8 protein-coding genes and 1 pseudogene are annotated in these 15,036 nt (G+C 59.8%); 2 read left to right on the forward strand and 7 right to left on the reverse strand.

Annotation, left to right across the window (positions count from 1 at the left end; genetic code table 11):
* Window positions 1–136: 136 nt before the first annotated feature.
* Together AruCF_RS21870 and AruCF_RS21875 are read left to right on the forward strand one after the other, a co-directional pair.
* On the forward strand, window positions 137–1,789 hold the full coding sequence (locus tag AruCF_RS21870; protein ID WP_049076147.1) for an ABC-F family ATP-binding cassette domain-containing protein: 1,653 nt from the start codon (window positions 137–139) through the stop codon (window positions 1,787–1,789).
* 203 nt (window positions 1,790–1,992) lie between these two features.
* Entirely contained in the window at window positions 1,993–4,287 is a 2,295-nt protein-coding gene (locus AruCF_RS21875; RefSeq protein ID WP_049076149.1) for a TonB-dependent siderophore receptor, read from the forward strand.
* A 60-nt stretch (window positions 4,288–4,347) separates the two neighbouring features.
* Here AruCF_RS21875 and AruCF_RS21880 read toward each other — a convergent pair whose 3' ends face one another.
* The 7 genes and pseudogenes from AruCF_RS21880 to AruCF_RS21905 all read right to left on the reverse strand — a co-directional run.
* On the reverse strand, window positions 4,348–5,058 hold the full coding sequence (locus tag AruCF_RS21880; protein ID WP_049076151.1) for a M48 family metallopeptidase: 711 nt from the start codon (window positions 5,056–5,058) through the stop codon (window positions 4,348–4,350).
* Complete coding sequence (locus tag AruCF_RS21885) at window positions 5,058–8,183, reverse strand: type I restriction endonuclease subunit R (protein ID WP_049076153.1); 3,126 nt, start codon at window positions 8,181–8,183, stop codon at window positions 5,058–5,060. Before AruCF_RS21885 ends, AruCF_RS21880 begins: the two co-directional genes overlap by 1 nt.
* Before the next feature lie 4 nt (window positions 8,184–8,187).
* Window positions 8,188–9,243, reverse strand: a complete 1,056-nt coding sequence (locus AruCF_RS21890; RefSeq protein WP_049076155.1) for a PDDEXK nuclease domain-containing protein — start codon at window positions 9,241–9,243, stop codon at window positions 8,188–8,190.
* Window positions 9,240–11,099, reverse strand: a complete 1,860-nt coding sequence (locus AruCF_RS21895) for a restriction endonuclease subunit S (RefSeq protein WP_158324581.1) — start codon at window positions 11,097–11,099, stop codon at window positions 9,240–9,242. Before AruCF_RS21895 ends, AruCF_RS21890 begins: the two co-directional genes overlap by 4 nt.
* Window positions 11,090–13,192: an N-6 DNA methylase gene (locus tag AruCF_RS21900; RefSeq protein WP_254431143.1), complete on the reverse strand. Its 2,103-nt coding sequence runs from the start codon at window positions 13,190–13,192 to the stop codon at window positions 11,090–11,092. Before AruCF_RS21900 ends, AruCF_RS21895 begins: the two co-directional genes overlap by 10 nt.
* Window positions 13,168–13,890: a type I restriction-modification system subunit M N-terminal domain-containing protein gene (locus AruCF_RS30000; RefSeq protein ID WP_254431144.1), complete on the reverse strand. Its 723-nt coding sequence runs from the start codon at window positions 13,888–13,890 to the stop codon at window positions 13,168–13,170. The genes AruCF_RS21900 and AruCF_RS30000 overlap by 25 nt, the downstream gene beginning before the upstream one ends.
* A gap of 624 nt (window positions 13,891–14,514) precedes the next feature.
* Window positions 14,515–14,679 (reverse strand): annotated as a pseudogene (locus tag AruCF_RS21905) (helix-turn-helix domain-containing protein); the annotation flags it as partial.
* Window positions 14,680–15,036 lie beyond the last annotated feature (357 nt).

Below are 15,036 nucleotides of genomic sequence, written 5' to 3' on the forward strand. Positions count from 1 at the left end.
TTTAAAGTGACGCGCTGAACCCCATACATCGAGGTATTCGTCCCATGCGCCATTGATGCCGCCGTCGCAATGACGGCCAGTCTCCACCCGCCCCCGTTCGCAGGGGGAGTTCCTGGCATCCCTGGAAGCATCACGCATGACGACTCCTTATCTCACGCTGGAAGGCGTGTCGTATCTGCTGCCCGACGGCAGCCCCCTCTTTTCCGGACTCGACGAAACCTTCGATACCCGCCCCACCGGGCTGGTCGGGCGCAACGGCGCCGGCAAGACCGTGCTCGCGCGCATCCTGGCGGGGCAATTGTCGCCGTCGAGCGGACGCTGCCTGCGCTCGGGCAGCGTCTTCTACCTGGCCCAACAGGTCTCCCCGCCGGCCGGCGCCACCGTCGCCAGCCTGGCCGGCGTGCAAGCCACGCTGGAGGCGCTGACGCGCATCGAGGCCGGCAGCAGCGCGCCGGAAGACTTCGAATGCGTCGGCGACCGTTGGGACATCCGCCAACGCCTGCATCACGCGCTGGAACGCGACGGCCTGGGCCATCTCGACGCCGCGACGCTCGCCAGCAGCCTCAGCGGCGGCGAAGCCATGCGCGTCGCGCTGGCCAGCGCCATGCTTTCCGAAGCCGACTTCCTCATCCTGGACGAGCCCACCAACCACCTGGACCGCCGCAACCGCGAGGCGCTGATCGAACATCTGCGCCATTGGCCGCGCGGCCTGCTGGTCGTCAGCCATGACCGGCAACTGCTCGACACCCTGGCGCGCATCGTGGAGTTGTCATCGCTGGGCCTGCGCGGCTACGGCGGCAACTACAGCGCCTATGCCGCCAGCAAGGCGCAGGAACGCGCCAATGCGCTGGAGCGGCTGGAACACCGCAAGCTCGAACGCCGGCGCGAAGCACAGGCGATGCAGGCCCAGCGCGAACGGCAGGAGCGCCGGCAGGCGCGCGGCCAGCGGCACGGCAAACAGGCCAACCAGGCCAGGATCCTGCTCGACCGGCAAAAGGGCCGCAGCGAGGATTCGGCCGGCAGACTGAAGCAGCAACACGCAGCCGCCCACGAACGCTTGGCGCAGTCCGTGCGCGAGGCCGCGGCGCAAGTCGAAAAGGACGCAGCGATCTCGCTGCACGCCCTGCCCGTCGCGCAGGCGGCGCAGCGGCGCGTGGCGCAACTGGACGACGTCACGCTGCCGTTCATCGCGGCGGCCACCCGCCATGTCAGCCTGCTGCTGGGCGGCCAGCAACGCGTGGCGGTCACCGGCCCGAATGGCTGCGGCAAATCGACCTTGCTGAAGGTGCTGGCGGGCCAGCTTGCGCCCCTGTCGGGCGAGAGGACGGCGGCGCCCGAAAGCGTCTATCTCGACCAGCGGCTGGCCGGCCTGGCCTCGGAGCGGCCCGTGCTCGAACAACTGCGAGCCGCCAATCCCAACCTGGACGAAGGCGAACTGCGCACACGCCTGGCCCACCTCGGCCTGGATGCGCGCAAGATCCTGGCGCCCAGCGGCTCGCTCAGTGGCGGCGAACGCCTGAAGGCGGCGCTGGCGTGCGCGCTCTACGCCGATCCGCCGCCGCGCCTGTTGCTGCTGGACGAACCGGGCAATCACCTCGACCTGCCCTCCCTGCTCGCCCTGGAAAGCCTGCTGCGCGGCTATGCGGGCGCGCTGGTCGTGGTGTCGCACGACGAGGCGTTCCTGGACAACCTGGCGCTCACGGACAGGCTTCGGGCCACGCAACAGGGCTGGCTGCTGGAACCCTGGCAGGCATTCGCACCCCATGCCGATGCGTCGGCATGGCGATGAAGCCCCGCGCGCCGCGCAATCACACAGCCGGATCCCGTTAACACGGGTTCGCCCCCCCTTAAACAAGTCTTCTTTTGCCGGCCCATTGCGCATTGCGTGGGCCAACCCGGCCGACTTCCGGCATATTCCCTGGCAGCCATTTAGATAAATAAAAATGCAAATCAATGGCGCTTCTTTTCCAATATGAACAGGGATGGATTGTCATGCACCACCACTCGTCGGGCTCGTCCGTACTGCTTGGCCTGATCACGCTTGCCCTGGCCTCCGCGTCCGCCCCCCTCCAGGCGCGACAGCCGGATGGCGCCGGCACCGCATCGCCCGGCCCCGCCACGCTGCCGGCCATTGAAGTGAGCGGCCAGGCAGACGAATCCACCGAGGCGACACGCGCCTATACCGTGCCCGCGACCCGCGCCTCCACCGGCCTGACGCTCAGCCCCAGGGAAACGCCCCAGTCCGTGTCGGTGGTGACCCGCCAGCAGATGGACGACCAGGGCATGCAGTCCATCGGCGACGTGCTGGGCAGCACCACGGGCATCACTTTCGTCGAACTGGACAACGGCGGGCGCACCACCTATCGCTCCCGCGGATTCGACATCACCAACTACAAGGTCGATGGCCTGTCGGTCATCGGCGGGGCCTCGTTCAACAACGGCGGCAGCGGCGCGATCAACATGGATCTCTACGACCGCGTCAGCATCGTGCGGGGCGCGAACGGCTTGTTGGGCGGCACCGGCGACCCCTCCGCCACCGTCGACCTGGTGCGCAAGCGGCCCGGTCGCGAGCTCGGCGCGAGCCTGACCCTGCGCACCGGAAGCTGGAACAAGAAGAATGCCGTCGGCGACATCAACATCCCGCTGGCCGCGGACGGCCGCGTGCGCTCGCGCCTGGTATTCAGCGGCGAGAACTCCGACGTGTTCCGCGACCACTCCAGCATCGAACGGCAGGGATTCCTGGCCAGCATCGCCATGGATGTGACAGCCCGCACGCAGGTGGGCCTGGGCTTCCAGTACGAACACAGCATATTCCACGGCGCCTCCTGGGGCGCCAACGTGCCCGCCTGGTTCGCGGACGGATCGCCGACCCATTTCCGCCGCAACGTCAACCTGGCGGCGGACTGGAGCAAGACCGACATGGAAGCGAAGACGCTGTTCGCCTCGCTCGACCACCGCTTCGATAACGACTGGAAGCTGCGCGCCGACTATGCCCACACCTCGCGCGCGGATCTGAACAACAAGGGCGCGGTCAAGGTCAACAACGGCAGGGTCCGCTGGCCCCATTGGAACCAGGACGGCAGCGGCGCCTACCTCAATGCCATCCATTCGGAGACGGAAGGTGAAACCGACGCGTTCTCGCTGGATCTCTCGGGCCCCCTGGAACTGTTCGGACGCCGGCACGAACTGCTCGTCGGCCTGAACGGCTCGCGCATGGACGAACCGTCCTGGACCTTCAACAGCAGCAACTGCAGCATCGACGGCATCGCCGGCTTCCGGGGCCGCTGCCAATACCGCACCGAGCTGCCCGTCGCGGACTGGCGCGCCTGGCGCGGCGACGAATACGGCAACATCCGCGCGTTTCGCACCGATGCCCGCCGCGTCACCCGGACAACGCTCTATGGCGGCTACGTCGCGGGCCGCTTCGAACTCGCCGACGACCTGACCCTGATCACCGGGCTGCGCCGCAGCGCCTACCAGATTCACAGCGACAACTACAACGCGGCGGGTGTCCGCGGCGCGCGCACCGGCGAAAACGCCGCCCACGCCTGGACGCCCTACTACGGCCTGGTCTACGGGTTGACGCCCAACTACTCGGTCTACGCCAGCTACACCGACATATTCACGCCGCAGACCAGCAAGAACGAAAGCGGCGACGCCCTCAAGCCCATCACGGGCGCCAGCTACGAGGCCGGCATCAAGGGCGAATGGTTCAATGGCGCGCTCAATGCCGCCGTGTCGGCGTTCCGCGGCCTGCAGAAGAATGTCGCCCTGAAAGACGGCGACAGGTTGACGCCCGATGGCGACCAGGCCTACCGGACGGGCACCGGCGTCATCGTCAAGGGCGTCGACGCCGAAATCGCCGGCGCCGTGACGGCCGCCTGGAACGTCTATCTGGGCTACACCTATCTGGACGTCGGCAACACCGACACCGCCGAGCGCCCCGACCCGCGCCATCTGCTGCGGCTGAACACCACCTACCGGCTGCAGGGAATGCTGCGCGGGCTGACCATCGGCGGCGGCCTGACCTGGCAAGGCAAGACGGTGTCCGAGCCCTACCCTGGCCGGCCGGACGGCCGCGGCGGCTTCGACGACTCGCCGATTCCCCTGAAGGGCTATGCGCTGTTCAACGCGATGGCGCGCTACGACATCAACCGCCATCTGTCGGCCATGCTGAACGTCAGCAATCTGTTCGACAAGACGTACTATCGGCAGTATGGGTTCTATAACGGCTTGATCTACGGCGAGCCGCGGCGGGTGACGTTGAGCTTGCAGGCGAGGTTCTAAATGGATTGGGCAGGCCGTTGATACCAAAGGCCTGCCCCATCCATGATGCGCGACCTGGCTTCAAACAGTCTGTCCCAGCGGCAGCGCATTCAGTTCTGCACGAGCATCCCGCCAGGCAGGATAGTGTTGGGCCAGCAACAATATGAACCGCTCACTGTGCGTAGGTTCGATCAGATGGATCATTTCATGAACGATCACATACTCAAGCAAGTCACGAGGCTTCTTGGCCAGTTCCGTGTTGAGCCGAATATGAGCCTGGCGATGATTGCAGCTACCCCATTTGGTCTTCATACGTTGCAGGAAGTAGCCATTGACCTTCACACCGATACGTGGCTCCCAGTATTCGATCAGGGGCGCAATGGCCTGGTGTAGCAAACCGCGTTGCCATCGTTGATAGATGGCTTCGCGCTTGGCTGCATCTGAGCCGGGGCGTACAGACAAGGTGATGCGCCGGTGATCCATCTTCACCACAGGCGGGGCATCGCGCTCCAGCACCGAGAGCAGATAGCGGCGTCCCCAAACGTAATGACTTTCCCTGGTAACGAACTGGCGAAGTGTTTCGCGGGGCTGCGCCTGTAACTGCGCCTGTTGCTGGCGAATCCAACGCAGTTTGGAAACAGCATAAGCACGCGCCACTTCCAGTCGCGTGCCCATCGGGGCCACCAGCGTCACCGCCCCCTGGGGCGGATGCACGGAAAGATGGACATTCTTCACGGTCTTGAACGTGACGGCGATGTCCAGCTCTCCCAGACGTATGTGCGTCTGCGCCATCAGTAGCCCCCCTGATCTCTCAGAAAACCGAATAGATTGAGCGTGACCTCACGGTTGCGTCCGGTCAACGGGTGCAGGAAATTCTGCACGATGCGCTCCTTGGCCTCGTCGCCACGCCATCCGGCCGGGGCTTCTTCACGCATCACTCGATCGATTTTCAGCGCCAGCAAAGCCAGCGGGTCTCCGTATTCGGCCTGTGGCTCTTTCACCACAGCATCCGTATCGGGAAGCAGATCGCCCGAAATGATGTCAGGCAGATTGCGATAAATAACCAGCGCACGTGCATTGCCATGCAGCATGGCAGGCTCATCAAGGCCGTGCTGTTTCGCGCGGTGCCTCTTCAGGATGTCTTCCGCCTTGCTCAGGAATGCTTCATAAGCCTCGGAGCCTTCACGGCTTTGCTGGATCAGGTCATCGAGCAGCTTGGACATCTGTTCGTAAAACCGTGGATCGGTCAGGCGATCACGAATGATGGTCTTGCGGACGTTGTTGATGATGGTTTCCGCAATGGCATTCTTCGACAGCTTGCCCTTCTCATTGAGCTTCTTGGCGATGGCGTCGTGTATGCCGGTCTCGATGATCAACTCGGTAAGAGACAGTTCGGCCAGCTCACCCAAGACCTGTGCTGGCTCGGCCTGGATATAGGTGTTGATGAGGTGGCGCATGTCGGCCTCGTAGGGCTTGATGTCCAGTTCTTCACCGCTTGCGTTTTTGATGTAGCCACGCACATCGGCATAAAAGATGACCTCGCGCCGCAACGTATCTGCTTCCGCGTCTGAATAACCCGCCTCAGCCAGATTTTGCGCGATGGCAGCAAAGGCTCGCAGATAAATCGCCACCGCTTTGTAAAAGGCAATGCGCAGTGCCTCGCTTTCCAACAATGCTTCTGGATCACCGGCGCGGCCGCAGAAATAGTGGATGAACTGCTCAACTTCACGCGGCTGCGGCACCGGCTCGCACAGGTAATGCAGCGCTTCGCGGGCTTCGTCCAGTTGCTTGCGACCTTCCTCCAGCCAATTTTTCAGATGAACGTTGTTGTCGCCGCCATTGCCCGCATCGATGTCCAACTCTTCCGAGCTGTACACCGCAATGGCCTGTTGCACGTCACCAAACAGCTCCTTGTAATCGACGATATGGCCATAGTCCTTGTCGTCACCGTCGAGCCGGTTGGTCCGGCAGATGGCCTGAAAGAGGTTATGGTCGTGCAGTTCATTGTCCAGGTAGACGTAGGTGCAACTGGGCGCATCAAAGCCGGTGAGCAGCTTGCTGACCACGATCAGCAGCTTCATGTTGGCCGGTTCCTCGATGAAGCGGCGCTTGGTGTCATCTTCGTACTGTTTGGTGGTCTGGCCGGCACGCAGCACATGCTGCTTGTACGTGTCGTACTTGTAGCGTTCGTCGCTGCCAGCAGATTCCTTCGAGATGGCTGCCGGGTTGGGTTCATACGACGTGATGATGCCCACATGGGTGCCGAAATGCGTGTTCCGAAACAGCCGGAAGTAATGGCAGGCATCGTAGATCGAAGCCGCCACCAGAATCGCCGTGCCGCGATCATTATCCAGGCGAGGCTTAAGGCTGAAGTCCTCGATGATATTGGCAACGATGCGATCCTTGCGCTCCTTAGCGCTCATCAGTTCTTCCATCGTGGCCCAGCGCTTGCGCAGAATGGATTTCTGGAAGTTGTTCAGTCCGCGCGTTTTTTTCTCGAACCAGGCATCAATGGCCTTGCCTGAGGTCAGCCGCTGCGGCACATCACGTGCCTCGTACTTCAGGTCCAGCACCACCTTGTCGGCCACGGCTTCGTGGAACTTGTAGGTGTGGATATAGGTGCCGAACACATCGCGGGTCGTTTGCCTGTCCTTACGCAACAGCGGCGTGCCGGTAAAGCCGATGAAGATGGCATCGGTCAGCCAGCGCTTCATCTGCTTGTTCATGTTGCCGCCCTGGGTACGGTGGCACTCGTCCACGAACACGTAGAAACGCCCATGGATAGGCGGTGGCGAGCCCTTGAGATCGGCCGCATCGAACTTGTGGATCAGCGCGCACAATAAGCGCGGCGTGGTGGCACCGAGTTTTTGCACGAAGTCTGCGCGTGAAGTGATGCGAGGGCGAGCCGATCGCTCGCCGATCACCCCGGCATTGCGCATCACGCCTTCGATCTGCTTGTCCAGTTCATCGCGGTCGGTCACTACCAGCACCCGCGCCTGCGGATCATGCTCCAGCAACCACTTGGCCAACAACACCATCAGGATGCTCTTGCCGCTGCCCTGGGTGTGCCAGATCACGCCCCCCTCGCGTTTGGCGATGCGCTCCTGTGCGGCCTTGATGCCCTGGTACTGGTGCTGCCGAGGCACCTTCTTGAAACCCGCATCGAAGATCACGAAGTTGCGGATCAAATCCAGCAGTCGGGCCTTCTCGCACAGCTGAACCAACGGGCGATCCAGCAACGCGCCCGCCATTGCCGTGGCTGACGGCTGTTCGTCCTTCCACTGCACGAAGAACTGTTCCGGTGTGCCAGTGGTACCGTAGCGCAGACCTTGCGCATCGCTGCCTGCCAGCAGCAACTGCACGGTGCTGAAGAAGCCCTGATTGAAGGCTTCTTCCTGATTGCTGCATAGCTGGCGGATACCATCGCCCACATCGACGGAGCTGCGCTTGAGCTCGATCACCGCCACCGCCAGGCCATTGATGTACAGAACGATGTCCGGCCGACGAGTGCTCCCGCCTCGTAGCCTCACTTCCTCAGCCAGCGCGAAGTGATTGCGCTCGGGCTGCGCCCAGTCGATCAACTGCACTGTCTCATGCGATTGACCCGCCGCGATCTGCACCGGCACACCATAGCGAAGTAGCAGGTAGGTGCGCAGATTGGCCTGATAGGGCGTGATGCCCGTGACATCCACCGCGACTTCCAGCTTCTGCAAGGCTGCGTTGATGTGAGCGGGCGAGTATCCGCGAGCGGCCAGATTGACGCGTAGCAGTTCGGTTTCGATGGCGCGGTTGTGATCGCGCTTGCTCCAGTTGCCCAGGTGTTCGTAGCCCAGGCCGCCATCGGCCACTGGGGTGGTGAACAACCGCGCCACGCGGTTTTGGCTGTTGCGCTCGGAGCGCGGCATGGGTTGGGTCATCGCATCATTCCTCGGTGCCGTCATCCATAGGCTTGCCCAATTCCCGCTCGATCTGTTCGATCGTCGGCAGGCTGGTTTGCAGCTCTTGCGGCAGGGATTCCACCAACTTGTATTCGGCAATGCCCATCGGCTGTGACTTGTCGCCCAGGGCGTATTCGGCCACCACCTTGTTCTTGCTCTTGCACAGCAGCAGGCCAATGCTCGGATTGTCCTGCGCGTGCTTCACCTGCCGATCCACCGCCGTCAGGTAAAAGCCCAATTGCCCCAGGTGTTCGGGCTTGAACTTGCCCGCCTTCAGTTCGATCACCACGTAGCAGCGCAGCTTGAGGTGGTAGAACAACAGGTCGATGAAGAACTCCTCGCCACCTACGTCCAGCAACACCTGTCGGCCAACGAAAGCGAAGCCCGCGCCCAGTTCCAACAGGAAATCGGTGACGTGCTGCACCAGCGCGTTTTCGATCTCGCGTTCCTGTGCTTCCTCGCCCAGGCCGAGAAAATCGAAGCGGTACGGATCTTTCAGCGACTCGATGGCTAGGTCGGACTGCGGTGCAGGGAGACGCTGATCGAAATTGGTGACAGCCTTGCCAGTACGCTCCAGCAGGCGGGTTTCGATGTGGATATTCAGCACGTTGCGTGACCAGCCGTGCTCAATGGCCGCACGGGCATAGGCCAGGCGTTCCGTGGGCGCTTTCAGGCGATCCAGCAATACCAAGTTGTGACCCCAGGGCAATTGTGCAGCAGCCTGCTGCACAATTTCGCCGTCCGGCCAGGCCTCAGCAAACGCCCGCATGTACTTGAGGTTGCGCGGCGAGAAACCTTTCATCTCCGGGAAGGCGGTGCGTAGATCATGCGCCAGCCGCTCGATCACCTTCGCGCCCCAACCCTGCTCGGCCTGCCGCACAAGAATGTCGCGGCCAATCTGCCAGTACAGCTCCACCAGTTCCCGATTGACCGCCAGCGCCGCACGCTGCTGCGCAGTGTGAATGCGCCCCTTCAGGTCGGTCAGCCAGGCGGCGTAGCCGTGCGGGGCTGGAATTAGTGAGGCGGGCCTGTCAGTCATGGCAATGTCGCTCCCTTCGGCACAAAACCTTTCTTTCGCATCCAGTCAAGAGCCGCCAACCAGCGATCCTCAGGTATCCGTTGCTTTGCGTCGTGCCAATTGTGCCGCACCTCGTGCACGATCATTTCATCGGAGACGGTTCCTTTCTCACGCAGCAAATCGCTCCAGGCCGCTAGCAAGGTGGCGACGATTTCGCACTGCTCCGTTTTGGCAGTTTTGAAGGTGCCCAGAATCTTCTCAAGGGTATCAATGATCCCGGAGAAATGCCGCTCGAAGTAGGGCTTGTGACCGCCACGCTTCGGCAGTGGCACATACTGGTAACGCCCGTCTTGCTTGCGCGCTTCGAACCATTGCTGCTTCTGCAACTGGCTGTCTATGGAGCGAAGTGCCCGGTTGTCATATGGGCCAGCGGCCTTGCGGTGGTAGGTAGAGCCTGTATCCACCTGACACAGGTGTTCGGCAAGGAACATCATCTTCTCGAACTTGACGTGACCGAAGGTCGGTTGGTCGTGCAACTGGTCGATGATTTCGGCTGCCAGCACGCTTCTCAGGAAATGGACGTTCGCCTTGCGTCCTTCCACTTGCGCCGCCACCTCGCCAGCCGGTTTGACATCAGGCGTTACCAGCCGCGTTCTGCCCGTCAGAAGTTCCTGCATCATGGCCTGTTTGAGGGCACGGGTCTTGGTGCGGCGGGCTTCGATGGCGGCAATCTCGGTGTCCATGTCTCTGAGGATATTGGCGATAGCAGTTTGCTCAGTCAGATCAGGGAATGGAATCTCTTGTTCCTCAACGCTGCGGCGACCAAGACCAAGCTGTGCCGACCCAATAACCTTTTTGCGGATCGCCCAGTTTATAGGGGAAGAATTGATGACGTAAGCAAGGAATCGCGGATCCCCTTTTTTTGCATCTAGGCAGTAGACATGATCGCCAAGAACATATTTATGATCGGCGTCGATAAAACCCACCTTGCCAATGATGTTGCCACCACCAATATCATCCTTTGGCATTACGAGATCACCCTGCTTCAAAAAATCGCCACAAAAATTTGTCGTCTTCGATACGACAAGTTGACCTTCAACAGAAACAGACCCCATATCTACAATCCAATAATCTCCAGCAGGAGCAATAAATGCGCTCTTACTCTTGCCAGCCGAAATTGAAAATACATCACCGAGCGTCTTCACCTCCCACTCGCCACTGAACCCCGGCAGGCGGGTTTGGCCGGTGAGGAGTTGCTGCACGGTGGCCTGTTTGATGGCGCGCTTTTTGGTGATCAGGCGATCCAGTCCGTCCAGCAGCGCGTCCATGTCGCTGAGGGTGGTGGCGATGGCGCGTTGCTCGTCCTGCGTCGGAAGAACAACGGGAAGCTCTCCTAAAGATGTTTTGTTTATTGAGGCAAGGTTTGTTGTTTGCTTTCCTGCAATAAGGAAGTACCGCCTTGCCTTGGTTCCAGAAGACCAGAGGGTGAGATATTCCGGGGAAACGAACGAACCACAACGCACCACAAATACATGGTTTTGATGGATGCATGGCTGAAGCTCGCCACGCCAAATGGAACCTCTCCCTAATTTATCCAGATCTCCACCCTCGTTCATGAGAACGTCACCTGGAAGAACGGAAAAACGGTTGAGATCACTGCGTGAGACTTCTATTTGGCTCATGCTCGTGAGGTCTAAGAAACCATCTTGGACATTCGCCACACGAAGATAATGAACACGAATTGGATCAGATACAGTCGTGTTTGAGTTCTTTGCAAGGCCTGAGCGAATATTAGCCAGCGCATGTAAGGGCTTCACGTCCCAGTCTTCCGGGATCACCCCCACTTCCGTCTGCTTGTACCCCAGCTTCACTTCCATACCCATACCGCCCCCATCCATTTCAGGTGCGCTTCCACCTTAGCACTGAGGGCAACCACATAACCTTCCAGCTTGGGCAGCGGGGTGTCGTAGCGTTCGGCCAGTTCACGGATGCGCTGGGCCAGGGTTTGCGAGATGTGATTCAACTCCTGCTGCACATCGGTTTGTAGGTAGGCCAGCCATTTATCTTCAACCACCAGCGTTTTGACCTCAGCTTCGCTGAGGGTGGCGTAGTGGTCGTGGGCTTTCCGGTCGAGTTCCGCCTCCAGCGTTTTGACGGTTTTCCTCAGCGCGGCTTCGCGGGCGCTGAGCTGCTGCCATTGCTTGAGCACGGTGCGTTCGTCAGCGCTGTCGGGGTCATCACCAATTTCAGCGATGCAGTCTTTGACCTGAGCGGCATTGATCTTGTCAAAGCCGGAGAACGCGCCATTCTCGCCGCTGTGCTCTTCTTCCAGTTCGGCGATCTGGCTGGCAATGCTTTCAAGCTCGGCCTGTTTCGCGTCCAGTTCCGCCTGCTCGTCGGCAAAATAACGGGCGACGATGTAGGGCTTGGGCAGCAGGTCGCAAGTCCAGCCTTTGTCCTTGGTCTTGCCCTTCTTGTCGGTTTCCACAATGCGCCGGGGCAGCGCCACCCATCCATCGGCGGCGATCAGATAGGCGTCGTCCTGCATGGTCTCGGCCCAGTAGTCCATCAAGTGCTGGTAAATATCATAGGGGTCGAGCAGCGGTGCAGCGTGGAAGGTGGTGAGCAGAGTTTCGGAAACCTGTGCAATCAGCGCCTTGGGTTTGTCGCCGGGTTGGATGCCGGTGAGCAGCGGCATGACGGCTTGCCGCCATTTGTCGAACAGCGTTTCGACCTTGCTACGGAATTGCTGGAACTGCGGGTGAGCGAGGATGATGGAACGCACTTCGGCCATCGGCTGGCGCAGCCGCGCATAACCGGGACGCTCGGCCTCGAACAACGCCTGGCGCAGGGCAGGCATTTCCTGCCAATCGGCGGCGAAGGCATCAATGTCGCGCTCGGGGATGCCGCCGTTGAGGTGGGCATTAATGTCGTGCAGGTCTTCCGGCTCACTGCTGTCGATGTAGCGCGGCAGGTTGAGGTTGTAGTCGTTCTTCTTGCTGGCGATTTCGTCCAGCGGCACCATGCGGGCATAGCGCGGCTCGTCCGCGCTGCGGCGAAAGGCATCGACGATGCGGTGGATGTCCTGCTCGCGCAGGCGGTTCTTGGGGCCGTCCTTGATGAAGCCTTTGCTGGCGTCGATCATGAAGATGCCCTTGCGGGCGCTGGCGTTTTCCTTGTCCAGCACCAGAATGCAGGCGGGGATGCCGGTACCGTAGAACAGGTTGGCAGGCAGGCCGATGATGCCCTTGAGCATGCCAGAGCGCACCAGTTGCCTGCGGATATGGGCCTCCGCATTGCCACGGAACAACACGCCGTGCGGCAGAATGACCGCGCCCTTGCCGGTGGTAGCCTTCATGCTGCGGATGACGTGCAACAGATAGGCGTAGTCGCCTTGCTTGGCGGGCGGTTCGCCCCAGGTGAAGCGTTGGTAGGGGTCGTTGGTCGGGTTCAGACCGGTGGACCACTTCTTGTCGGAGAACGGCGGATTGGCAACCACGTAGTCGTAGGCGCGCAATTGTTCCTTGCCTGAGCGGTCGACATCCTTGAACTTGGGGTTCACCAGCGTGTCGCCGCTGAGGATAGTGGCACTGGGGAAGTCGTGCAGGATCATGTTCATCCGCGCCAGACCGGCGGTGGTCACGTCCTTTTCCTGCCCTTCCAGGGTGATCTGTCGGCCCGCCTCGGCGGCCACTTTCAGCAGCAGCGAGCCCGACCCGCAGGTTGGGTCGTAGGCGGTGGTGGAGGCCCGAGTGTTGGTGCGCGAGATGCCGATCACCTGGGCGATGACGCTGCTGACTTCGGACGGCGTGTAGAACTGGCCCTTGCTCTTGCCCGAATCCTGCGCGAAGTGGCGCATCAGGTATTCGTAGGCATCGCCGAGCAGGTCGTCGTTGTCAGCGCGGTTGTTGGCGAAGTTCAGCTCGGGCTTTTCGAAGATGGCGATCAGGTTGCCCAGCCGTTCGACCATGGCTGGGCCTTCGCCGAGCTTGTTGGGGTCGTTGAAGTCAGGGAAGTCGCTATAGGCCAGTTTGCTGTTTTTTCGACCAGTTCGCGAATAACCTGTTTGTTGATCCTGTCGCCGATTTCCGGATCACCTTTGAGCGCCACCATGTCCTTGAATGATGCACCGGGCGGGATAACCACCGGCGGGGCGAAGTCATCACTGTTGCCGTACTTATCGCTGATGTACTTGATGAACAGCATGAACAGGACGTAGTCCTTGTATTGGCTGGCATCCATGCCACCGCGCAGTTCGTCGCACGATGCCCAGATTGAGCTATAGAGATCGGATTTCTTGACAACGCCGTTGCGTACGGCAAGCGTCTTCGCGGCAGGGGCAGCAGCCGCTCTATCCTGCGATGACGGATCTGCTTTCGCCTTGGTTTTCAGGTGCGCCACTGTGGTTTCACGAGCCTCCGCCTGAGTCGCCGATTCTTGATCGACAGCATGGGCTATTGCGGACAGGGTAACCGAGCCGCCACGTCCTCGGCCAGGAATGATCCGGCCTGCATCGAGCAATTGCTGCTTGATGCCATCGTAGGTGGATTCCTGCCATCCCAATGCTTCACGCAATCGCTGGTTCCCGGAGGAACCGCCCATGGCTTCGAGCATGCTGATAAATCGCTCGATCTTTTGTTCAGTACTTGTCACTTCAATATCCATCATTGGTGCCGGTTGGGCGAGACGTCGGCACTCTGTAGTCTAGGGTTTGGCCGGGAAACCCTGTGTCCCAGCATCTGCGAATAGGTCACGAGGAATCTTCTACAGCGGGCATGGCAGGAGGGTTGCAGTAAGGAATCGACCGATCCCCCCTCAAAAATTGGCAACAAGGGAAATTACCCTATTTATTCATCAATTACCCTGTTTCTAGGCTCGAACCGTGGCAAACGCGAACGACAAGGGAATGGCTTCCCGCAGGTAATACCCCAGTCAGCAAAAGAAAAGGCCGCCTCAGCCCTTTCGCTGCGGCGGCCCACGGCCAAATCTCTTCTATACCGCGCCGCGTTCCTCCGCAGCATTCCGACAGCCGCCCAATGAGCAAGCTGCCAATCGACTGCGTCAGACGTTGAACAAGAAGTAATAATCCAAGTGTTTGTTTTTATTCATAAATTCCCCAGATAAATTAGATTCGTACCCGGACCTATACCCGGAAAAAAAACAATGCTTGAACTTCTTTGCCAATTCGAAAAAAACATCGTGTCAAGCAACGCTATGAGGGCACTATCGTACTTTGAATCGCACTCTGTTCTTGTATTGACCCAGCGGTTTCTGCACAGGTCAGGCTGCTAAAGCATAAGCCTCAGCGCTGCTGCGGTTACGCTTGAGTTCGCGGCCAATGGTGCTGGGGCTGCGCCCGAGCAGCCGCGCCATCGCGCGCTGACTGAAGCCTTGTTGGTGCAGCGACGCCAGCGTCAGGCGATCTTCTGGCTGCAAGTGCGTGTATCGGGCGGTCATCTGTGCAACTTACCTGGAGTGCAGGCGTTGCACTTCGGAGTTGAAACCGCCCCACTAATAAGGAGCAGTGACTCATAAAATCGCTCTTTGGCATTGTTCCTCAGGTGTATGTAGTCGTACCATCACAGAAACTGAAAAATATATTTAACCGCAATTAAATTATTGCCAATGAAAATTTAATTAAATATGTTGCACAAAGTGTCAGTACCCAATAAAAAACCTCCTCAATTAAATGAAATTCTCAATGAATTTAAAAGCAAAATAAATTCAAATGAGCAAGAAGCATTATTGAAACAAATTAATATCTGCAATGAAAAAAAATTAGATATAGAATTATTTATCGACCACAATTACATT

The sequence above is a fragment of the Achromobacter ruhlandii genome, assembly GCF_002082135.1.
Lineage (GTDB): Bacteria > Pseudomonadota > Gammaproteobacteria > Burkholderiales > Burkholderiaceae_B > Achromobacter > Achromobacter ruhlandii.

Excerpts from the sequence above, each read along its gene's own strand:
- AruCF_RS21895 (WP_158324581.1), bottom strand. The coding sequence starts at position 11,099 with ATGGAAGTGAAGCTGGGGTACAAGCAGACGGAAGTGGGGGTGATCCCG.
- AruCF_RS21900 (WP_254431143.1), bottom strand. The coding sequence starts at position 13,192 with ATGGTCGAACGGCTGGGCAACCTGATCGCCATCTTCGAAAAGCCCGAG.
- AruCF_RS21880 (WP_049076151.1), bottom strand. The coding sequence starts at position 5,058 with ATGGCGCAGACGCACATACGTCTGGGAGAGCTGGACATCGCCGTCACG.
- AruCF_RS30000 (WP_254431144.1), bottom strand. The coding sequence starts at position 13,890 with ATGATGGATATTGAAGTGACAAGTACTGAACAAAAGATCGAGCGATTT.
- AruCF_RS21870 (WP_049076147.1), top strand. The coding sequence starts at position 137 with ATGACGACTCCTTATCTCACGCTGGAAGGCGTGTCGTATCTGCTGCCC.
- AruCF_RS21875 (WP_049076149.1), top strand. The coding sequence starts at position 1,993 with ATGCACCACCACTCGTCGGGCTCGTCCGTACTGCTTGGCCTGATCACG.
- AruCF_RS21885 (WP_049076153.1), bottom strand. The coding sequence starts at position 8,183 with ATGACCCAACCCATGCCGCGCTCCGAGCGCAACAGCCAAAACCGCGTG.
- AruCF_RS21890 (WP_049076155.1), bottom strand. The coding sequence starts at position 9,243 with ATGACTGACAGGCCCGCCTCACTAATTCCAGCCCCGCACGGCTACGCC.